Annotated in this window: 23 protein-coding genes; 5 read left to right on the top strand and 18 right to left on the bottom strand. The window is 30.8% G+C overall.

The window, feature by feature from the left end:
* Positions 1-13: 13 nt before the first annotated feature.
* The gene (locus ACVC3Y_RS08720; RefSeq protein WP_303422479.1) at positions 14-1,186 is read left to right on the top strand and encodes a VWA domain-containing protein; all 1,173 of its coding nucleotides are present in this window, start codon (positions 14-16) and stop codon (positions 1,184-1,186) included.
* 105 nt (positions 1,187-1,291) lie between these two features.
* Here ACVC3Y_RS08720 and ACVC3Y_RS08715 read toward each other — a convergent pair whose 3' ends face one another.
* Entirely contained in the window at positions 1,292-2,293 is a 1,002-nt protein-coding gene (locus tag ACVC3Y_RS08715) for a PorP/SprF family type IX secretion system membrane protein (RefSeq protein ID WP_303422482.1), read from the bottom strand.
* Positions 2,294-2,534: 241 nt separating this feature from the next.
* Between ACVC3Y_RS08715 and ACVC3Y_RS08710 the strand changes: the two genes are divergently transcribed.
* The 4 genes from ACVC3Y_RS08710 (at position 2,535) to ACVC3Y_RS08695 (ending at position 5,161) form a co-directional block, all read left to right on the top strand.
* A complete protein-coding gene (locus ACVC3Y_RS08710) occupies positions 2,535-3,437 on the top strand; it encodes a NifU family protein (protein WP_452226655.1) in 903 nt (300 codons plus the stop codon).
* Between the two features lie 127 nt (positions 3,438-3,564).
* Positions 3,565-3,765: a dodecin family protein gene (locus tag ACVC3Y_RS08705; RefSeq protein WP_303422487.1), complete on the top strand. Its 201-nt coding sequence runs from the start codon at positions 3,565-3,567 to the stop codon at positions 3,763-3,765.
* A 102-nt stretch (positions 3,766-3,867) separates the two neighbouring features.
* On the top strand, positions 3,868-4,227 hold the full coding sequence (locus tag ACVC3Y_RS08700; RefSeq protein ID WP_452226654.1) for a DUF1304 domain-containing protein: 360 nt from the start codon (positions 3,868-3,870) through the stop codon (positions 4,225-4,227).
* 121 nt (positions 4,228-4,348) lie between these two features.
* On the top strand, positions 4,349-5,161 hold the full coding sequence (locus ACVC3Y_RS08695; RefSeq protein ID WP_303422493.1) for a mechanosensitive ion channel family protein: 813 nt from the start codon (positions 4,349-4,351) through the stop codon (positions 5,159-5,161).
* Here the strand turns inward: ACVC3Y_RS08695 and tsaB are convergent, their stop codons facing one another.
* From tsaB to ACVC3Y_RS08610, 17 genes are all read right to left on the bottom strand, one after another.
* Positions 5,162-5,839 carry a tRNA (adenosine(37)-N6)-threonylcarbamoyltransferase complex dimerization subunit type 1 TsaB gene (gene tsaB / locus ACVC3Y_RS08690; protein ID WP_452226653.1) on the bottom strand — a complete coding sequence of 226 codons (678 nt, stop codon included), beginning with the start codon at positions 5,837-5,839 and terminating at the stop codon, positions 5,162-5,164.
* Positions 5,840-5,853: 14 nt separating this feature from the next.
* Positions 5,854-7,140, bottom strand: a complete 1,287-nt coding sequence (locus ACVC3Y_RS08685) for an efflux RND transporter periplasmic adaptor subunit (RefSeq protein WP_452226652.1) — start codon at positions 7,138-7,140, stop codon at positions 5,854-5,856.
* 5 nt (positions 7,141-7,145) lie between these two features.
* Positions 7,146-8,474 carry a TolC family protein gene (locus tag ACVC3Y_RS08680; protein ID WP_452226651.1) on the bottom strand — a complete coding sequence of 443 codons (1,329 nt, stop codon included), beginning with the start codon at positions 8,472-8,474 and terminating at the stop codon, positions 7,146-7,148.
* Between the two features lie 139 nt (positions 8,475-8,613).
* Positions 8,614-9,777 carry an efflux RND transporter periplasmic adaptor subunit gene (locus ACVC3Y_RS08675; protein WP_303422502.1) on the bottom strand — a complete coding sequence of 388 codons (1,164 nt, stop codon included), beginning with the start codon at positions 9,775-9,777 and terminating at the stop codon, positions 8,614-8,616.
* Between the two features lie 121 nt (positions 9,778-9,898).
* Positions 9,899-11,155, bottom strand: coding sequence for an ABC transporter permease (locus tag ACVC3Y_RS08670; RefSeq protein WP_303422504.1), 1,257 nt, complete (start codon positions 11,153-11,155; stop codon positions 9,899-9,901).
* A gap of 1 nt (position 11,156) precedes the next feature.
* The gene (locus ACVC3Y_RS08665) at positions 11,157-12,401 is read right to left on the bottom strand and encodes an ABC transporter permease (RefSeq protein ID WP_303422506.1); all 1,245 of its coding nucleotides are present in this window, start codon (positions 12,399-12,401) and stop codon (positions 11,157-11,159) included.
* A complete protein-coding gene (locus ACVC3Y_RS08660) occupies positions 12,394-13,095 on the bottom strand; it encodes an ABC transporter ATP-binding protein (protein ID WP_303422509.1) in 702 nt (233 codons plus the stop codon). The genes ACVC3Y_RS08665 and ACVC3Y_RS08660 overlap by 8 nt, the downstream gene beginning before the upstream one ends.
* A gap of 133 nt (positions 13,096-13,228) precedes the next feature.
* Complete coding sequence (locus tag ACVC3Y_RS08655) at positions 13,229-13,450, bottom strand: hypothetical protein (RefSeq protein ID WP_303422512.1); 222 nt, start codon at positions 13,448-13,450, stop codon at positions 13,229-13,231.
* A 43-nt stretch (positions 13,451-13,493) separates the two neighbouring features.
* Positions 13,494-14,021, bottom strand: coding sequence for a DUF420 domain-containing protein (locus ACVC3Y_RS08650; protein ID WP_303422515.1), 528 nt, complete (start codon positions 14,019-14,021; stop codon positions 13,494-13,496).
* A 61-nt stretch (positions 14,022-14,082) separates the two neighbouring features.
* Positions 14,083-14,832 (bottom strand): SCO family protein, encoded by a 750-nt coding sequence (locus ACVC3Y_RS08645; RefSeq protein WP_303422518.1) that lies wholly within the window; start codon positions 14,830-14,832, stop codon positions 14,083-14,085.
* A gap of 80 nt (positions 14,833-14,912) precedes the next feature.
* The gene (locus ACVC3Y_RS08640; RefSeq protein WP_303422521.1) at positions 14,913-15,629 is read right to left on the bottom strand and encodes a hypothetical protein; all 717 of its coding nucleotides are present in this window, start codon (positions 15,627-15,629) and stop codon (positions 14,913-14,915) included.
* 68 nt (positions 15,630-15,697) lie between these two features.
* Positions 15,698-16,078, bottom strand: a complete 381-nt coding sequence (locus ACVC3Y_RS08635; RefSeq protein ID WP_303422524.1) for a cytochrome C oxidase subunit IV family protein — start codon at positions 16,076-16,078, stop codon at positions 15,698-15,700.
* Positions 16,079-16,134: 56 nt separating this feature from the next.
* Positions 16,135-17,112: a cytochrome c oxidase subunit 3 gene (locus ACVC3Y_RS08630; RefSeq protein ID WP_303422527.1), complete on the bottom strand. Its 978-nt coding sequence runs from the start codon at positions 17,110-17,112 to the stop codon at positions 16,135-16,137.
* Positions 17,113-17,250: 138 nt separating this feature from the next.
* Positions 17,251-17,832, bottom strand: a complete 582-nt coding sequence (locus tag ACVC3Y_RS08625; RefSeq protein ID WP_303422531.1) for a cytochrome c oxidase subunit 3 — start codon at positions 17,830-17,832, stop codon at positions 17,251-17,253.
* A gap of 2 nt (positions 17,833-17,834) precedes the next feature.
* Positions 17,835-18,728, bottom strand: coding sequence for a heme o synthase (gene cyoE / locus ACVC3Y_RS08620; RefSeq protein WP_303422534.1), 894 nt, complete (start codon positions 18,726-18,728; stop codon positions 17,835-17,837).
* Between the two features lie 262 nt (positions 18,729-18,990).
* Positions 18,991-21,078, bottom strand: a complete 2,088-nt coding sequence (locus tag ACVC3Y_RS08615; RefSeq protein WP_452226650.1) for an energy transducer TonB — start codon at positions 21,076-21,078, stop codon at positions 18,991-18,993.
* Positions 21,079-21,196: 118 nt separating this feature from the next.
* Positions 21,197-22,000, bottom strand: coding sequence for an energy transducer TonB (locus ACVC3Y_RS08610; RefSeq protein WP_303422540.1), 804 nt, complete (start codon positions 21,998-22,000; stop codon positions 21,197-21,199).
* Positions 22,001-22,055: the final 55 nt, after the last annotated feature.

Here is a 22,055-nt window from a genome sequence, read left to right as displayed (position 1 = left end):
AAAAACAACAACTATGAAAACAATATTTAAAAAGAGTGTTCTGGCATTATTTTTTATGAGCCTTATAGCATGTCAAGCAAAAGATAAAAAGCAAAAAAAAGCATTAGCGATTCATGAACCAACAACACATCAACCTATAAAAGATAAACCAAGTAAGCAATTTATTAAAGTTGCTTTATTGTTAGACACTAGTAATAGTATGGATGGTTTAATAGACCAAGCAAAAGCACAACTTTGGGAAATTGTAAATGAACTTTCGTATGCGAAATGTGAAGACACGAAACCAAACCTTGAAATTGCATTATACGAATATGGCAACGATAATTTAAATGGAGAAGAAGGCTATGTTCGTCAAGTATTAGCATTTAGTCAAGATTTAGATGAAATCTCTAAAGAATTATTTTCGTTAACTACAAGAGGTGGAAATGAATTTTGCGGCTATGTTATTAAAACTTCCATAGACCAATTGCAATGGGGAAATAATGCAGACGATTTAAAATTAATATTTATTGCTGGTAACGAACCTTTTACACAAGGACGAGTAAACTATAAAGACGCCAGTAAGCTTGCACATAGTAAAGATGTTACCGTAAACACCATTTTTTGTGGCGATTACAATCAAGGTATTTCTAGCTACTGGAAAGATGGAGCAGATTTAACACATGGAAATTATATGGCAATAAACCATAACCATGCAACTGTACATGTAGCATCTCCATATGATGACACTATATTACAATTAAATAAAAAACTAAATAAAACTTACGTTGCTTATGGTAGTAATGGAAGAAATAAAATAGCACTTCAAGCAGAGCAAGATGTAAATGCAAAAGGCTATAGTGAAGCAAATGCAGTAAGTAGAGCTGTTAGTAAAAGTTCCCATTTATATAAGAATTCTTCTTGGGATTTAATTGATGCTAGTGAAGACGAATCGTTTGCATATGAAGAATTAAAAGAAAGTGAATTACCAAAAGAGCTTCAAGGTAAAACGGAAGCAGAAATGAAAAACTATTTAGATACAAAAAGAAAAGAGCGTGAAGCAATACAAACGCAAATTCAAGATTTAAACGTCAAACGTAAGCAACATATAGCTAAACAACAAAAAGGTAAAAAGGAGAACTTAGAAAACGCCATGCTTGGTGCAATTAAAACACAAGCAAAAAAGAAAAATTATGAATGGGAATAATTTAAGATTCTAAAATAAAGAATACTAATAGATTAACTACTTAATTAATCACAAATAAAAAAGCCTTCATAAATTATGAAGGCTTTTTTATAGTATAATATATTATTAATTAACTGCAGGACAGTTACAGTGATATTTTTCTTTTCTACAATTAAAGTTTAAACCAAGTGTTATTTGATGGAAACCAGCATTATTAAACACCACAGAATTTGCTTGATATGCATAGGTATAAGCAAATACAAAATTATTATAATCAATACCTAATATTGGCGAAATGTATTGTAATTTTTGGCTACTAATACTTGATCCATCAATATACTCTGCTCCATCTAAGCTACGTCTGTAAGATAATCCTCCCCAGATTTTACCAAAATCCATTTTTTTATACGCTTTAACATTAAGATCGAAAGAAGCTTCTTTTGTACCATCTTTATATTGAAATAATATAGAAGGCTCATAAGACCAATCGCTACCAAACTTACCGAAACCATAACCAGCAGAAAACAAATAACGTCTTAAGTTACTTGTAACATGTACATCATTATTAACTCCCTTATTATTAAGCACATTCTTTACAGTTGCATGTGCGTAAAAATTATACAAGTTATAAGAAAAACCAAAATCCATATTAAAATTGGTAGAACTTTGCTCTATACCATATATTAAAGGATCAAAAGGCTCATTTAAAAAAGAAGTTTCATCTAATTTATATTGTATCATACCAACACTTAATCCAAATGAAAGTTGATTTAAATCAATCTCATTTCTAGAAAACATTAGATGGTGTGCATAGGTTAAATAAATACCATTCTGCGAATGATATCCGTTCTTATCTGTGTAAACAATTGCTCCAATACCAGATTGTGTTTCACCAATTCTACTATTTACACTTATTGTCGCTAGTTGTGGCGCATCTTCTTGTCCAAACCATTGCTGTCTACCAGTTACCCTTAACTTAGCACATGTAGCTGCTCCAGCCATTGAAGGATGAATTAGATAATAGTTATCTGTTAAATAATCGGTATAAATAGGAAGTCCTTCTTGAGAGTTTACAAACTGTGTAAAGAATACTACAACAGCTAAAAGGGATAACTTTTTTAAATTCATAGTTTTAGTTTTCAAGGCAGATTGGTTAAAAATGCACTTTCTTACATGTTTACAACTTAATATTTTCTATTAAATTATATTATTAGTCTCCAAATATATAAAATTTAGTCTTTATACATAATGTATAAAAGTTAAAGATTTAAGTTGTTTGTCGTAAATCCATAATAACACACATAAGAAAAGCTAAATATATAGATAACTGTAGTGTTGTTTTAGTATTTTTGTAAAAAAATAATTTACAATGAATACGTTTAAAGTTTCCATACAAGAAACCAACAACCCTACTATAATTAAGTTTGAGTTAAACCAATTTATAACCAAACACCAAAGCTTTGAATTTAATAATATTGACGAAGCAAAAGCATCTCCTTTAGCCCAACAATTATTCTATCTACCTTTTGTAAAAAAAGTATATATTACCAGTAATTTTATTGCTGTAGAGCGTTTTAATATTGTAGAATGGCAAGATGTACAAACAGAAGTTTCGGAACAAATAGAAAGTTATTTAAATAATGGAGGAATTGTTGTTGAAGAGGCAGCTGCTCCTAAAAAAGTTCCTGTAACAGTTTATGCAGAAAGTACCCCTAACCCTTCGGTTTTAAAATTTGTAGCAAATAAGAAGTTAGTAGCTGCTACTTTTGAGTTTACTTCTATTGATGAAGCGAAAGCTTCGCCTTTAGCTACAGAGTTATTTCACTTTCCTTTTGTAAAAAGTATTTTTCTGGATGAGAATTACGTTTCTATTACAAAATATGAAGTTGCAGAATGGAATGACATTACCATGGAACTTCGTGAATTTATTAGAACATTTATCGAGAATGGTAAAGAAGTAGTAATTGCGAATGCACCAGAAGTTGTAAAAAAATCTACAGAAGCATTAGATGCGACTTATGAAAACCTGGACGATACCTCTAAAGAGATTATAAATATTTTAGAAGAATATGTAAAACCAGCTGTTGCTAGTGATGGCGGAAACATTCAGTTTGAATCTTACAATGCTGCTACCAAAAAAGTGAAAGTTATCTTACAAGGAGCCTGTAGCGGTTGTCCTTCATCTACTTTTACTTTAAAAAATGGTATCGAAAATATGCTTAAAGAAATGATGAAAGAGAGAGTAGAAATAGTGGAGGCTATAAACGGTTAATTACTTTCAGCTATTAAAATGGCATTTAATCTAATAGTTAAATCCTTTTATATTAGACTTTTCTTTTGCTACAATTATTTGTAAATTTAGAATTCAAACAAATATTAACTTAAAATAAATAAATATTATGGCGATAATGAAAGTAATTGAAGTAATGTCTAATTCAGACAAAAGTTGGGAAGATGCTACAAAAAAAGCAGTAAAACAAGCTTCAAAAAGTGTAAAAAACATTAAATCTGTTTTTGTACAATCGCAAAGTGCAGTTGTTAATGATGATGAAGTAACTGAATTTAGAGTAAATTTAAAATTAACTTTTGAAGTGAAATAAATTCAAAAAATAATCACAAAAAAGCGTTCTATAATAGAGCGCTTTTTTTATACTTTAAATTTGCTAACTTTGATTTTTACATTAAAAAAACAACTTATAGATATGGAAATATTAGCAACAGTACTTGTAGCTTTTGTAGCTTTTGAACATTTTTACTTTTTAGTATTAGAAATGTTTTTATGGACTACACCAAAAGTGATAAAAACATTTGGAATAGAAAGCGTAGCATTTGCCGAGAAAACAAAAGTATTAGCAGCCAATCAAGGTTTATACAATGGTTTTTTAGCTGCCGGTTTAGTTTTTAGCTTATTGTTTCAAAATGTAAGTATGACAAAATTCTTATTATGTTGTGTAATAATCGCAGGAGTTTATGGCGCATATTCGACAAAAAAAATTCGATTATTTTACTTTCAATCTGTTCCTGCAATACTTGCTATAATTAGTATTTTATTTTTAAACTAATTACATCGAAAAAATAAGGATTTTATAGATAAAAATTAAAATAATATTTGTTTAACATTATTTTCTAATTAAGTCATTAAATTCGCATAATCAACATATTAATTAATTATAAATACAAATTATGGAAGTACAAAATTGGATTGATAAAGGAGTGGAATTCCTTTCCACATATGGTTTAAAAGTTATTGGAGCTATTGCCATATGGATTATTGGTTCTTGGGTTATTAAAAAAATAATGAAGACCATTTCTAAAGTAATGGCAAAAAGAAATTATGAAGAGAGTCTTCAAAAGTTTTTATTAAACTTAGTTGGCTGGGTTTTAAAAATACTTTTAATTGTTACTATATTAGGTAATTTAGGAGTAGAAACTACATCTTTTGCAGCAATATTAGCCGCAGCTGGTTTGGCTATTGGTATGGCCTTACAAGGATCTCTTGGTAATTTTGCAGGTGGTGTTTTGCTTATGATTTTCAAACCTTTTAAAATTGGTGACCTAATTGAAGCACAAGGAGAGCTTGGTGTCGTAAAAGAAATTGAAATCTTTACTACAAAGGTTTTAACTCCAACTAACAAAGAGGTAATAATTCCAAATGGTATATTATCTAATGGTAATATTACAAACTATTCTACTGAAGGGAAACTAAGAGTAGATTTAACTATAGGTGTAAGTTATGATGCAGACATTAAACAAACTAAAGATGTTTTAATGAAAGTATTAACAGATAACCCTAAAGTATTAAGTGAACCTGCTCCAACAGTAAATGTTTCAGAATTAGCAGACAGCTCTGTTAACTTTGCAGTTAGACCTTGGTCTTCTGTTGCAGATTATTGGGATGTTTACTTTGAAACCACAGAAAATGTAAAAGAAGCATTAGATGCTGCAGGAATAGAAATCCCTTACCCTCACAGTGTTGAAATACATAAAGAAAACTAATTAAAATTTAGGTTTTGGCTTTAAAGCAACAAAATCTTTTAAATAATAAGGTTCAAAATAAGCGACATTTTCTATGTCGCTTTTTTTGTACTTATTAAATGCAATTACCGACATTTCATTTGCAGAAGGTAATTTATCGTCAATAAAAACAGCGTTTTTATGTGTAATTAACGTTTTTGTTTTTTCTACACCATTCCCAATAAAATATACTTTTCCTTTTTCTAAATAAGTAGCAAAAGAATTTTCATCTAAAATTTGCGCTTCAATTTTTCTAACAGCATTAAATGTAGCATCAAAAACAGCAGAATACACTTCCATACGTCTTGCATCCAACATTGGCACTATAACACCTTCTTCTATTTTAACCTGTCTTGCTAATGCTTCTAAAGTAGAAGTAGAAAGCAATGGTTTATCTAAAGAAAAACATAACCCTTTTGCTGTAGAAACACCTATGCGTAATCCTGTATAAGAACCAGGTCCTTTACTTACAGCAATAGCATCTATGTCGGTGGGCTTTATATTATGTTGCTTTAATAAATTGCCTATATACACATGCAAACGTTCTGCATGAGAATATTGTTTACTGTTATCTTCTTGTAAAGCAAAAGTCTCCCCTTCTTTAGAAAGAGAGACTGAGCAGTTTGTTGTTGCTGTTTCTATGTTTAATATTGTAGCCAAAATATATGTTTGTCTTATTCGGTTTTATCTTTGGATACTTCTTCTTTTTTAATTTCTACAGCATCGCCATTTTTAAGTGATTTTGTTACCGTATTATATGGCCCTGTAATAATTTCTTCATCTTCTAGTAAGCCTTCCAAAATTTCAATATTAGAATTGTCTTGCACACCAGTTTTTACAACTCGAAGTTTTGCTTTATCTCCATCTTTAATAAAAACGCATTCAAATTTTTCTTCGCTTTCACTTTCTATAGCATTTTTACTAGCTCCTTTTTTGGTAGAAGATGTATCTGTTTTAATTACAATTGCGCTTATTGGTACGCCAACAACCTTTTCACGTTTATTGGTAATAATATCTACAGTTGCTGTCATTCCAGGTCTAAAAGGCGAATAATTTTCGTCTCTCCCTTTTAATAAATCTTTGTAAGACTCTTCAAGAATTCTAACTTTCACTTTAAAGTTTGTTACTTGATCGGCTGTTAATACACCATCGGCAGAGTTTGCAATTTCGGTTACTAAACCTTTAAATTGTTTTTTTAAATATGCATCTACCTCAACAATAGTAGAATCGCCAATATTAACTTTTACAATATCATTTTCGTTTACATCTACCTCTACTTCCATATTGGTAAGATTAGCAACACGCATGATTTCTGTTCCTGCCATTTGCTGTGTACCTACCACACGTTCCCCTAGTTCTACATCTAATTTAGAAATTGTTCCAGACATTGGCGCATAAATATTGGTTCTGTTTAGGTTGTCTCTGGCTTCGTTTACGGTTGCAGCAGAACTTTGCACATTGAAATATGCAGATTGTTTGCCTGCTTGTGCAATTTCGTAAGAGGAAATTACTTTATCCCAATCTGCTTTAGAGATAATCCCTTTATCAAAAAGCTTTTGATTTCTATCATAATTTGCTTTGGCTTCTTTGAGTGAGGCTTCCGCTTGATTTAGACCAGAACGAACATTTTGTAATGCTGCTTGCGAACGGTTTAAACTAGATTGATAAATATCTGGATTTACGCGAACTAACAAGTCTCCTTTTTTTACTTGTTGCCCTTCCACAATAGGAAGATCAATAACTTCACCAGAAACTTCACTAGAAAGCTTAACTTCTATTTCTGGTTGAATTTTTCCTGTAGCAGAAACAGTTTCAACAATATCAATTTTAGCAATTTTTCTAGTTTCAACTTCTTTAAAATTACCTTGTTTACCAAACCATCCCGCTTTTTTTCCTCCAATTAAAAGGGCTAGTAATGCAATTACTACAATTACAATAATGGTTACTGTTTTCTTACTCATGGTTGTTAGTTTAATGTTGTAATAGGAATTCCGAAATAGAATTCTAATACTTTAAGTTTAAATATATAATCGTATTTAGTTCTTATCACTTCGCTTTGTGCGTTTTCTAATCTATTTTTAGATTGACTAAAATCGAATGCATTTAGCATACCAACATTATATCTTTCTTGTGAATAATTAAAGGCTTCACTTCTTGCTGCTTCGGTTTTTACAGCAGCTTCATACGCTTTTAAAGCACCTTTAGCATCGTTATATGCTTGGTACACATTGGTTTCTAAATCTAGATTAGCTTGTTCTAATTGGTATTGTGTATTTAGAACATTTATTTCACTACGTTTAACATTATTTTTCACAGAAAATCCGTTAAAAATAGGGATGCTTAAACTTAGTGAAAATCCGTGACTTTTATTATCTGAAACTTGATCTGTAAATTCTGGCGTATCAAATAATTGTGATTTAAAATAATTTGTCCCAAAACTATACGAACCTCTTAAAGAAGGTTGCAAAGCTCCTTTAGCAATTTTAAGATTATATTCGGCTATTTCACTATTGTTTTCGGCAATTTTAATATCGTATCTCGCTTCTTTTGCTTTTGTAATAATCGTTTTTGGTGATTCATTTAAAATAGACGTCGCAGGTACTTGATAATCGTTATCTACAATATCAAAAGTTTCATAATCTTCTAATAATAACAATTGTGCTAAACTTATTTTAGATAAAGTAATCGCATTTTCTGCATTAACTACTTGTTGTTCTTGTGTTGCAATTGTAGCTTCAATTTCTAATAAATCTCCTCTTGGTAAAGATCCTGCATCTACCAAATCATTAGTACGTTGCAATTCTTCTTGCGTTATTAATTGTTGCGCTTCTAATACTTTTAGTTGCTCTTTATTAAATAAGATTTGAAGAAAAGCAGTTGCTATGTTTAGCGACATATTATCTTTTATATTATCTAATTGGTATTGGCTAGCTAATATTTCTAGATTTGAACGACGTAATTGGTTTACGTTTCTTAAACCATTATAAATATTTACACCAGAACTAACACCTCCACTAAGGTTTCTCGTTGTAGAGTTTACAGCATCGAAAGTAACTGGGTCTTGATTTAATCCTATATTCCAAGAATGAGTTGCACTTGCATTAAGTGTTGGTAAAAAATTACCAAAAGCGTCTTTTTTATTAAGTTCCGAATTTTGTAAGTCTAACTCACTTTGTTTTACGGAAATATTATTATCTAGAGCATAGTTAACACACTCTTGAAGCGTCCATTTTTTTTCTTGGGCTTGCGTTGTAATGCTGATAAAAGCAAAAAATATAAAAATAAGTTTTTTCATGTATCTATTTTTATTAATTATTAACGGTTACATGTTTTTATTATATGTCTTCTTCTTAAAGAAAAGCCTTTTTTACATGCTCGTTTCATAATTAAATTATAAGTCTTTATAAGTGTAAAAGTGTTACAATTATTTTTAATTAATTCTCTTGTGCGTATTTTGGAATGCCTTGAACTTGGTTCCAAACCTTAATTTTATCGTCTTTAGTAATGCCACTTTTCACTTCCACAAAAATTCCATCACTTATACCAAGTTCTACATCTTTTCTTTCAAACTTCTGGTCTCCTGTCTCCATTTCTACAAAAGGTTTTTTAGTTTTTTCATCGTATTGTACTAAAGCTTCTTTAATTGCTAAAGTATTTTCTACTTTATCTAAAATAATAGAAGCGTTTGCGCTTAAACCTGCTCTAATAAAAGTAGAATCTATTTTTTGAAGCGTTCCTTTTATTTCAAATTGAATGGCTCCATTTTCTGCAACTCCTTTTGGTGCAATATAGTCTAAAACAGCATCGAATTTTTTATCTTCAATTGCACCTACTGTAATTTCTAAAGGTAAACCTTCTTTTATTTTCCCAACTTCAGATTCATCTACTTTACCTTCAAAAATCATTTTTTTAACGTCTGCTAAAGATGCTATGGATGTCCCTTCATTAAAATTATTAGCTTCAATTACTTGATTTCCTTCTTTTACCGGAACATCTAAAACCATTCCTGAAACCGTAGCTCTTACTTGTGTTTGTGCAATATTACCTAAACCGCTTGTGGTACCTGTTTTTACAATATCGTAATTTTGTCTTGCTGTATTAACATTTATTCTAGCTTGCTCTACACTTTGTTTAGCTTGTAAATAGGTATTACTAACAGCTTCAAAATCATTAGCAGAAATAACACCTTTATCGAATAATGCTTTTTGACGATTATAACTTGCTTCTTGTGTTTGTAGATTAATTTGCGAGGTTTGTAATGCTGTTTGATTAGTAGCAATACTTCCTTTTGCATTGGTTAAAGAAGACACATTAGGAATTACTCTAATTTTTGCAATTAAATCTCCAGCTTTTACGTACTCACCAGCTTCAATAAATATTTCTTCTACAACTCCAGAGATATTAGATTTAATTAAAACCTCGTCTTTTGGAACGATACTTCCGGTTGCAACTGTTTTTACTGTTATGGTTTGTTCGCTAGCAGAATCTGTTGTATAGGTTACAGGATCTTCTTGGTTTTTTTGCCATAAATAATATAATGCTGCACCAAACACAACAACTATTAGTGTTAATACGATTATGGTTTTGGTTCTTTTCATTTTTTTGTTGATTTATTGTTTTTTGATTGTTTATTTTCTAAAATATTATTTTCTCGTAATCTTATTATTTAATGCAAGCAGTTAGTTGCTGCTTACAAAATACTGTTTCCTAAAAAATAAATCACTCGATACGTAAAGCATCTACAGGTTTCATTTTAGTTGCACTATTTGCAGGAATTAATCCTGCCAATAAGCCAGAAACTACTAATATAAATAGCGCTGTAAATATTACAGACATGCTCACACTTGGGTTAGCAAAATTATCTACAGGGCCACTTTGATCTAAAATATAATTCATTATAAAAATCACGAATGCTGCAAAAGAGATGCCTACCATTCCAGAGATGATGGTTAATAATAAACTTTCTTGTAACACTTGTGATTTAATGGTCCAAGGGGAAGCCCCTAAGGCTCTTCGCACTCCAATTTCTTTTGTTCTTTCTTTCACAACAATTAGCATGATATTACTAATCCCTATGATTCCAGACATTAAAACTAAAGCTCCCACAAAATAACCAACAAAGGATAATATAGAAAACAAACCATTTACACGGCCAAATGCTTCCGACAAATCGAAATTACCAATAGCACGTTCATCTTCTGGGTGTACTTTATGGCTCTCCCTCATGAGTTCTAGAATTCTTGGTTTCAAAGCAGTTACTGTAGTATCATCATTAGCTGTTATTGCCATCCAACCTACATTATCTCCTCTATTAAATGCTTGACCAAAAGTTGTAAAAGGCATAAAAATAGTATTAGCATCTTCTTCTTTATCACCACTATTAGCAGCTTTAAATGTTCCAATAACTAAAAAATTCACACCATTAACTTTAACATAAGAACCAAGAGGTTCTTCTTCTTTATCGTACATAGCTTTTACGACGTCTTCACCAATAACACAAACTTTCCTTTTAGTTTCAATGTCTGAATAACTTAAAAAACGGCCTTGAAGTATATCCATAGGTTGCTGTTTAATAAACTCAGGATAGTCTCCGTATATAGTAAACGCACCCGTTTTTGTGCCTCTTATCACATTATTAGCACCATTATAACCTCCTAATTGATTTCTAGGTGACACGTATTTTAATTGAGGTAATTCACGTTTAAGCGTTTCTACATCTTCTAATTTAAAATTAAAACGTCTTCCTTTTGGCAAGCCTTTATATGTTTTTGTAGTTCCTTGCGTCCACATAAACATTGAGTTTGTTGCAAAGTTTCCAAAATCGGCTGTAACCCCATTTTTTAACCCATTGGTTAATGCAAGGAGTAACACTAAAATGGTAATTCCCCAAAACACACCAAAAGCAGTCAAAAAAGTTCTAAACTTATTAGCTGTTAGTGCTTGTAATATTTCGTCCCAACGATCTCTACTAAACATATTATTCGTCTCTTAATGCTACAATTGGTTTAATTTTGGCTGCTCTATATGCAGGAATAAATCCTGCTAAAGCTCCTGCAAAAACTAAAACAAAAACAGTGGTTAATGCGGTATTAAAATCTACTTGTGGATATTTAATAAAATCACTTTCTATTAGTGGCCCTACTAGCTCTAATAAACCTAGACCTAGAATAAGTCCGAATAATCCTGAAATCATGGTTACAAAAACAGATTCTTGCAAAATCATACCAACAATAGACCAAGGTTGTGCTCCTAGTGCTTTACGTATACCTATTTCCTTTGTTCTTTCTTTTACTATAATTAGCATGATGTTTCCAACACCAACTACTCCAGCTATAATGGTACCAATACCTACAAACCAAAATACAGCTGCAATCGTATCTACAAGTGAGTATATTTTTTTGGCTTCCTCAAGTGTGTTATACACGCGTACTGCATTTGTATCGTCTGGAGCAACAGTTTGTCTTATTTTTAATTCGCTTTCTATTGCTGAAGAAATAGCTTGTGATTCTGCAACTGCTTCATCAAAATTATCTGCCATTTTTAATGTAAACATCATATTACGAATATTATCTGCTCCATTAAATGCGAGTTGCGCAGTTGTTAAGGGTAGAAAAACTTTACTTTCATCACGTTCTCCTCCTGGATCGTAAAAAACACCAACTACTTTAAAAGTAATACCATAAAGTGATATGTTCTTATTTATTGGGTCTTCTCCTTTAAATAAATCCTGACTTACTTTATTACCTATTACTGCTACTTTTTTGGTGCCATCGACATCTGCAATATTTATAAAACGTCCTTTACTTACATCGGCGTTTTCAATAAATTGATTCCCTGGCAAAATACCTTGAATTCTATAATTTCCAGATTCATTTTTGTAGTTTACTAATCCTCCCCAAATGGTATAGAAAGCGGATTCATTTTCTATATTATCAGCATATTTATTAGATACAGCATTAAAATCTCCATTTTTAAATTGAATTCTTCTTCCTGGGTTTAAACCTTTGTGTTCTTTGGTAGTAACACCAGACCAAATACTAACTAGATTTGTTGCATCTCTTTGAAATTGAGAACGCACACCATTTTGTATTCCTGTACTAAATCCTAAAAGGATTACTAATATAAAAATACCAGAAGCTACAGAGAGTCCTGTTAAAAAAGCACGAAGCTTATTTTTACTTAAGGTTTCAAATATTTCTTGCCAGCGTTCTAAATCAAACATGTGCTAAAGCTCTTACTTGTTCGACCTTACTATCATCTATAATTAAACCATCTTTAAGGTTTACGATACGCTTGGTCATTTGTGCAATATCTGGCTCATGTGTAACCACTAATATCGTTTTACCTTCGTCGTTTATTCCTTGAATAAGATCCATAACTTCATATGAGGTTTTTGTATCTAAAGCTCCTGTAGGTTCATCTGCTAATAAAACTTTAGGATCACTAGCTAAAGCTCTTGCTATGGCTACACGTTGTTTTTGACCTCCAGAAAGTTCGCTTGGCAAATGGTGAGACCATTGTGCTAAACCTACTTTTTCTAAATAATGCATTGCTTTTTCTGCTCTTTCTTTTCGTTTAACACCTTGATAATACAAAGGTAAAGCAACATTATCTAGTGCTGACTTATAGTTTATTAAATTGAAGGATTGAAAAATAAATCCTAAAAACTTATTCCTATAATTAGCAGCAATTTTTTCGTTAAGATTTTTAATGGAAACATTGTCTAATGTATAAGACCCCTCGTCTGCTTCGTCTAACATACCTAAAATATTAAGCAAAGTAGATTTTCCAGAACCTGAAGAACCCATTATTGATACTAGTTCTCCTTCTTTAACACTAAAATTAATTCCTTTTAATACGTGAAGAGAATTACTTCCCATATGATAAGATTTATGTAAATCTTTGATTTCTATCATGATTAATTGATTGATTGATTAGCATGACAAATTACATAAACCTTTAAACGATTTATACTAACAAAATGTTAAGAATTAATAATGCTATAGTAATAAGACTATTAAAGGAAAGAAATGTTACAGAAAATTGAAATTATTCCGTTTTATTTTTAGAGAAGGTCTTATAAATAAAAAATGCTATTCCTCCTACCAAAAGATAAGGAACAGCCATAAGGTAAACTATACCATCGTTGACACCTTCTGCTGTGGCTTGTCCTTCCTCACTCTCTAAGACTGCTCTACACATTGCGCATTGTGCATTTGTTTCTAGAAAGAAAAGAATGGAGAAAATTAAGAATAATATTTTTTGTTTCATTTTAATTTTTTTTTAACCCTTCCTTGATTAGGAAAGGATTAATTTACGCATAATAAGGGGATATCATAAGATATACTACAACTCCTGTTACTGCTACATATAACCATAAAGGAAATGTTATACGTGCTATTTTTTTGTGTCTTTCAAAATTTTTGGTAATTGCTCGTACATAGGTAATTAACACAAAAGGGATAATTATTATGGACAATAATATATGTGTTATTAGTATAAAATAATATATATACTTAATGACTCCTTCTCCACCAAATTTAGTAGAATCGCTAGTCATATGATACGCTACATAAAGGATTAAAAATACAGCAGAACACATAACTGAAGTAGTCATTAGGTTTTCATGAAGCACAATATTTTTCTTTTTTATAGCAAAAAAAGCAATTACCAAAAGAATAGCGGTTATTGCATTAATGGTTGCATAAATAGGAGGCAAAAAGGATAATGGTTCTACATTTGGTATTTTAACACCAAATAATATCGCTACAACAATAGGAACAGCAACAGATAAAATTACTATTAATTTGTTATATTTTTTTTCGTCTAGACTATTTTCCATAATTTTTTATCTATATAATTTCGCTCACTTCAAAATTACTTGAAGAGTTTACTTTTTTTAGTTATTCGTTTAATAGTTTATTAATATCTTGTTTCAACATGGTTATCTGTTGTTCTTGGCCATCGTCGTCTACTTTTTCTTCTTCAGAGATCATACCGTTGTAATAAATAATTGGATTTCCGTTTACTACTCTAGATCTTATAAAACCATTTTTATCAATTAAGGCAAAGTTTCCAGAATGTTCAAAACCTCCTTCTACTTCTTCCTCTTCTGCAGTATATAAATTAAAACCTTTATTTGCTAAATCATAAATTACTTCTTGATCTCCTGTCATTAAATGCCAGTTTGGATTTGTGATTTTATATTTTTCAGCGTACGCTTTTAATACTTCGGAAGTATCATGAGCTGGGTTAATGGTAAAAGATGCTACACCAAAATTTCTATTCTCTGGAAATGTATTTTGTATTTCTACTAAATTGCGACTCATTCTAGGGCAAATAGTAGGACAGGTAGTAAAGAAAAACTCTATAACGTAAACTTTACCTAAATAATCTTCGTTGGTTATTATTTTACCATCTTGATTAGCAAAACTAAAGTTTGGTACTTTTTTCGCTTCGCCATTAATTTCAAGAAAAGCTAAATCTGAAGTTCTTATTGTTCTATCTTCATTCGATACACTTACACTTCTACTCTCTTCTCTTGTAACATCTTTATTTGTGATTCTATCTACTATTTTTGGTATAAAAATAATTCCGAATACTAAGATAGTTAATGCTATACCTATGTATGAATAGTTTGTTTTCTTGCTCATATTATTTCTTTTAAGGCCATTTCGATAAGCTTAGTGAGATATGTTTTAAAAGAGTCTGTATTTTTTTATAACGACAAATATTATTCTGTTACGTTTTGTAAATCGTTTGCTCTTCTGGTTTCCGAATTAAAATTCCCTTTTCGTTTTTGTCTGTATTCTGTAAATAGGATTCTTAGATCTTCACTCATTTTATTTTTAAGCTCAGCTACTTCAATACAATCGTAAGATTTCATTTGGTAAGCTGGTTTATTCTTTTGCTTTTCATTGTCTGATCTATCGTCTATTCTTCCTCTTAAATTTAATTCTTTATCAATAATTACAACATCGTCTGTTGCAAAATTTGCATCTAAATCACTAATTAAGTGAAGGCTTTTGTATAGTTTAAGAATTTCTTTATTTGAAGCGGAAACGTATTTCCAGTATTTTAACGGTTCGTATTTACTTAATTCACTCTTTAATAGCTGTACTTCTGTTTTTGTGCTATCTGGAACAACCATAACGATTTGAAACTTTTTGAAGCCTTTAAACTTATCATACATTAACTCTTTTAAGTTAGACATTGCTGTAAGTTTATCTATTGGTTTTTTGCCTACAAAACCTAAAATGGTAATATGATCTTTTAGAAGGATCGTTTCGTTTTCTAAAGACGTAAAAGAAGTAATATCTAATACATTTTCTTCTAGTATATCTAAAGCAATATAGTTGTGTTTTGCAGGATATAAAAACAATAGAAATAGTACTGGAAGGAAGAATAAAATTCCAAGAATTAGATTTCTTTTAAGACGCTTTTTGTTCATGCTACAAAAATAAAAAAAGGTGGTTTAATAACCACCTTTTATATCTATTTTAACTGAAAAATTTTTATTTAAAAATCACGTTTTACAAAACCTGAAGAGTATACAGTTTCAATATAACCACCTTCTTGTAAAAGAATGAATATTAGGTAAAGGATCAAGAAAACAGCTGTCCATACTACCATTCGTCTTAATGCTTTTACTTCATCACGCATGTGCATAAAATCCCAAGTAATGTAATAGGCTTTTACTATAGTTAATATAATGAATATCCAGTTTAAGATTTTCATTCCTAAAAACTTACTCATTAAAGCTTCTGGTTTTACAATACCTAATACAACTTCAATTATTGTTACAAAAGTTAAGAATGCTAATACACCCCAAATCTTTGCGGTATTGGATTTAAATTTCCATAATCCTCTGAAAATCTCTAATTTATGTTCGTGTGCCATTATATATGTTTTTTATATTCCCTCTTTCGAGGAAAGAAAAATAAATTTTTAATTAATTAAACTAGGTAGAAGAATGTAAATACAAACACCCAAACTAAATCGACAAAGTGCCAATAAAGTCCAACTTTTTCAACCATTTCATAACTTTTACGTCTTTCGTAAGTTCCAAGAATAACATTAAAGAAAATAATGATATTAATAACAACTCCTGAGAAGACGTGAAAACCGTGAAAACCTGTAATAAAGAAAAAGAAATCAGCAAATAATGGTGAACCATATTCATTGACATGAAGGTTAGCTCCTTTTACAAATAACCTACCGTTTTCTTTTAGTTGTTTAATAGACTCTTCTCTTGATAAAACCGTCTTTTTTCCATCTGCATCAATAATTTGAGTTCTTACTAAAACATCTGGATGCGCTTCTAAACCTTTAGTAATCTCGGACATTGTATAAGTAGGAAGTTCACTTTCGTTAACAAACCACAAACCGTTTTTGCTTTCATGTTGTGTTCTGTCTCCAGCTTCTACTTTAGCAAAATCTGCAACAGCAACTCGATGTCCTTCGGTATCAACAAACTGTAAAATGTTTCCACCCTTTGTTTGTACAGCACCAAATTCTCCTTTAATAAAAGTATTCCATTCCCATGCTTGAGAACCAACAAATATTAAACCACCAATTACTGTTAAAAACATGTAAATAGTTACTTTCGCTTTATTCATATGGTGACCAGCATCTACCGCAAGCACCATCGTTACTGAAGACATAATAAGTACAAATGTCATGAAAGCAACATAATACATTGGTGCTTCTACACCATGTAAGAAAGGAAAGTGAGTAAACACTTCATCTGCAATTGGCCAAGAATTTATAAACTTAAATCTTGAAAACCCATAGGCAGCTAAAAATGCTGAAAATGTTAATGCATCGGAAACGATGAAAAACCACATCATCATTTTTCCATAACTTGCATGTAGAGGTTTGTTTCCTCCTCCCCAAGTTTTTCCTTCTGTTCCAGTAGCTACTGTAGTATTCATATAATTGGTTTAGTTATTAAAAGTTGCACAAAAATAATCATTTTATTTTTCTAACGAAACATACAACACTAAATTTTAATAGACTCTAGATAAGCTTTAGCTAATACGCTAAAAAAGAACCTTAAAAAAGCGTTAAATTTATCTTACAAAATATAAAAACAAAAAGAGATATACCCAAAGTATATCTATAAAATGCCAAAAGGTTGCAGCTAGCTCTAAGCCTAGCATATTTGTCGCATTATACTTTTGTTTAAAATGATTATAAATTACTACTAACAAGCAAATCAAGCCAACAACAACATGTAAAATATGCACCATTGCTATTAAATAAATATAAGACATGGTAACATTACTAGCTGCACCAGTAAAGTAATACCCTAAATCTATAATTTGCTGAAAGCCTTGAAATTGATTTATAATAAAAACAACACCTAAAACTAAAGTAGCTAACAACCATATAGTAGTTTGTTGTCTATTGTTATTTTTTAAAGCACGTTTTGCTAAAATAAAGGTAATACTACTTATAATAATTACTACAGTACTTATTATAAATGCATTTGGTAACACAAAGTCTTTTAACCAATCTGGTCTAGCACTACTTACCACAAAAGCACTAGTCCATCCGGCAAAAGACATTACTAATGATATTATCCCAAACCAAAGCATCATTTTTTTTGCTCTGCCGTGTTTTTCCTGTAAAGTACCCTGAGTTAAATCCATGATTAACGTATAAATTTATCTAATACATATACTATTTGTAGCAATGTAATATAAGAAACACTAGCAATCATTAATGTTTTTGCTGCTTGTGTTGTCATTTTTTTGAATAATTGAAGTGCAAAATAAAGTAAAACCAAACCTAAAAGGCCAACAATAACTGCCGAAATTGGTGTTATGTATAATTTTCCTGTAAAACCAAATGCTGGAATTAACGACGCTAAAACTGTCCATATGGTATATACAATGGTTTGTACAGCTGTACCTTTATCTTTTTTTCTGGTAGGTAACATAAAGAAACCTCCTTTTTTATAGTCATCGAATAAAAACCAACCTATTGCCCAAAAATGTGGGAATTGCCAAAAAAATTGAATAGCAAATAAGGTGCCTGGTTCTATACCAAAATCGTTAGTAGCGGCAACCCAACCTAACATAAACGGTATTGCTCCGGGAATCGCTCCTACAAAAACAGATAATGGTGTTTTTGTTTTTAATGGTGTGTATACACAAGCATATAAAAATATGGAAATTGCTCCAAACATAGCTGTTTGCGGATTTATTACATATAAAATAACAAGTCCTAAAATGGTAAAAATAGTGGCAATTGCAAAAGCAGTATTTACAGACATTCTTTCCGCAGCAACTGGTCTATCTTTAGTTCTATCCATTAAAGCATCTAAATCTTTTTCTATAATTTGATTAAATGCATTAGATGCTCCAACCATAAAATAACCACCAAAAGCTAAAAGAGTAAGTGTGGTATAGTCTACAGTTTCTACTCCTAATAAATAACCTGCTACCGAAGAAAACACGACACTTAATGCCAAGCGCATTTTAGTAATTTCTTTAAAATCTGAAATTATGCTATGTTGTACTGAAGATGTAGCTGTTGTACTCAAATAAAACGCTTTGTTTTGCGAGTGCAAAGATAGTTTATAAAAGCATATTTAAAAAGAAAAAACCACAAGGTTTTAGGTTGTGGTTTTTTGTTCTTGTCTTTTACATCAAAAAACAATTAAGCAAAACAACACACCATAAATTAATCTTAATTACATACTCCTCTGGTATTAATTACAATTGGTCAATAGAAATGAAATGGCATTTCTTTACTAATAAAAATTTCGTCAAATTATATGAGATTCCTTCTTTCAAAGGAATTGTCTACAAATCAAAATACCAATTAAACAAGTCTGTACGTATACCAAAATTAAACCAAACGGTATTATTTTTAAATGCAGTACTTGTTTGTGCTTCTGGATTAAAGTCTCTAATAGTTATATCTGCAAATATTTTCAGATTGGTTGCTGGGTTTATTAAATAACCTGCTTGAAGGTTTGTGTAGAATGTTTTTGTCTTGTTTCCTTGTCCTACGGTAATTCCAGTGTCACTTGGTCTATTATTATAGGTTTCGTAAATATTGTTTCCGTAACTAATATTATTATCAAAATCTAAGCCTCTATTCCCTAGGTTTATTTTAGCATTTGCAAACCAGCGTTTATAATGGTAACGACCAATTAAAACTAACTCACTAAAGTTTGCTCCCCAAAGATGTGCCATAGATTGGTTATTATGCCCATAATTTAAAAATGTCGTATTGTGCGAATAAGTATATGGCCTTACTCTATTATACTCCGCTTGCAACATCAAGTTATTCACTTTAAAAGCATTATAATATTTTAAACCTAATTGGTAACCAAATTTATTTTTCCAACTTTTTTCTCCTCCTGTAATATCGTTTAATGAAAATTCATCTAACACAAATTGACTATATGCATTTATATTGTCGTTCACTTTATATTTTGCAGATAAACCCATTATAGCATTACCTGCGTCTTGCCCAGTTTCGAACTCAATCGCTCTATAAAAAATAATTGGATTTAGGTAATTTACATCAAAACCTCTGTTTTGCGATTTTGCCCAAACTATAGATTCGAAAAAACCAATATTTAAACGTTTTGTAGCATTCCAGCTTAAAAAGTGCGTTGCCATGTATTTATTTAAATAGGCGCCATCTTCGTCTGTTCCAGCAGGTGTAACATCCTTTAACCACATCCAAGTATTGGTATATTTAATTTTCCAAAACTTGGTGTTAATTTTTAAAAATGGAGAAGGGCTAGCAACATCACTTACAAATAAGGAACGATATCCGTCACCAATAAAATTCTTACCATGACCAAATTGCACGTTTAAAAAATTGGTAGGTGAATAAGACAAGTATGCTTCAGCAACCGGATAATCATAAGAGTCGGCTTTAAATCGTTTTGCAATTCCTCTTCCGGGAATTATTGCAACCTCATCAGAAGCTTTAATAGATTCGGCATATTGATTATAATATTGCGCAAAGCGTCCTTGACTTTCAAAAACCGAAGCATAGAAACTAAATTTCTTACCTAATCCTCCTTGAATATTAATTCCTCTTGTATTATTATAGGTAGAACTAAATTCGGCGTCGGTATCTTTACCAACTTCAAAATCAAAAATAGGATCTATAGTAAACCAATAATTTTCGGCTTGGTAACGAACCATGTGTTCATTCCATAATTTTCTAGACACTAAAGTTTCTTTTCCTTTATGCAATGCTTCATTTTCGGCTTTAAAATCGTAATATTTGGAAACATCTTCATATATAAAAGGCTTAGATGCAGTATGGCTATTAGTACCTACTAGATTAATATTCCTATCAAATTTAGCATATGCACTATGCGTAAAAGGTATATTTAACTGACTCGTATATTCTTTGTTTGTATAAGGAACAAGTTTTTTATTTACGCTATCGTATTCGGTTTTAACTGTCTCTTCTATAGACAATTCCTCACCTACTTTTGTAATACTTCTTTTTTGAACTGCTTGGTTTATAATAGGAATTTGAATGGGAATAGAATATTGCTTAAAGGTTGGTTTACCATTATAGGTTCCTGGTTTAATCTTTGGTAATGCTTCAAAAACACGAGTAGCCTCTTTTTTTAACTCCTCGTACATTGCATCCACATAAACCACTTTAAAAGCACCTTCTTTATCTACTTCAAAAAGCACAACAACTTCGCCGCTATACTTTTCTTCGGAAACATTTTCTGGTGTTTTAAATGTATTATAAATATGATTTAACACGTTAGCATCAAAACAATTTTGAAGGTTTTCAATTTCTGAAGCTTCACAATTTGGAAAAACGGGAGGTTTTTCGAAAAAGGAATCTTCTTGAGAAAAAGTAACATAAGGAAGAAGAAGAAGTAAAAGGATGAATTTCTTCATAATAGGTTTCGCTGTTTTTTTATAATGTGGTAAGATACTATTTTTTTAGAATTTGATAGACCCAAAAAAATCGTTAACAACAACTTATTAACGATTTTTATAGAATTAATATGTTCAATTAATTTTGAACACTAAATTTAATCGGTATTCCATAAATAACGGAAACATTTTTATCTTTTTGTTTTCCTGGTGTCATTTTTGGTAAATCACCAATAACTTCTTTAGCTTCATCTTCAAGTTCTTTATGAGCAGATCTAGCTTGTACACTGGTAACATTTCCGTTTCTATCTATTTTAAACATAACATTAATTTGTTGTATTCCTTCTAGGCCTAAATCGCTAGCAATGTCTGTATCAAATTTTTTCTGAATATGTTTTCCTATTTTTTCAGACATGCAGGCTTTACGCTCTTCATTGGTTGTAGCACTTTCACATCCTGGAAAAACAGGTACAATTTCAACAAAATCGAGAGGAATTTCTATTATTGGATCTGGCTCTTTTACATTGGGAACATCGACAATAGCAACTACAGGGTTATCTACTATTGGAGGATCTTCTACAACCACTTCTGTAATAACAGCATCTGGCGTATCGTTTGCGACAGTAGTATACACATCTACCAACTTTGCTTTTTTCACCTTTTCTATTGGGACTGGTTCTTTTATCACTAGAGGTTCCTCAATGACATAATTAATATCAATTAAATCATCATCGATATCTAAAGGAATGGCATAACCAACCTCTAAAGATTTTGTTTCAAACTGCATTTCTAAAAGGCCGTAGCTAAATAGTAAACATACAATTAAACCAACTTGAAAGTAAATGGTAGAGTTTTTTTGTAAATTTGCATCATGCTTTTGTGATTTTTTTACGTTTTCCTCTTTTTGGTCATTGAGGTCGTAAGCATTTTTAAAATTTCTCATAATATTAAAGGTTTTAATGTTAATGTTATGATAAAATCACAATAAGTATACCAAA

Source organism: Lacinutrix cladophorae (genome assembly GCF_053604645.1).
The sequence above is the reverse complement of the archived record's forward strand: the minus strand, read 5'-3'. Positions and strand labels throughout refer to the sequence as shown.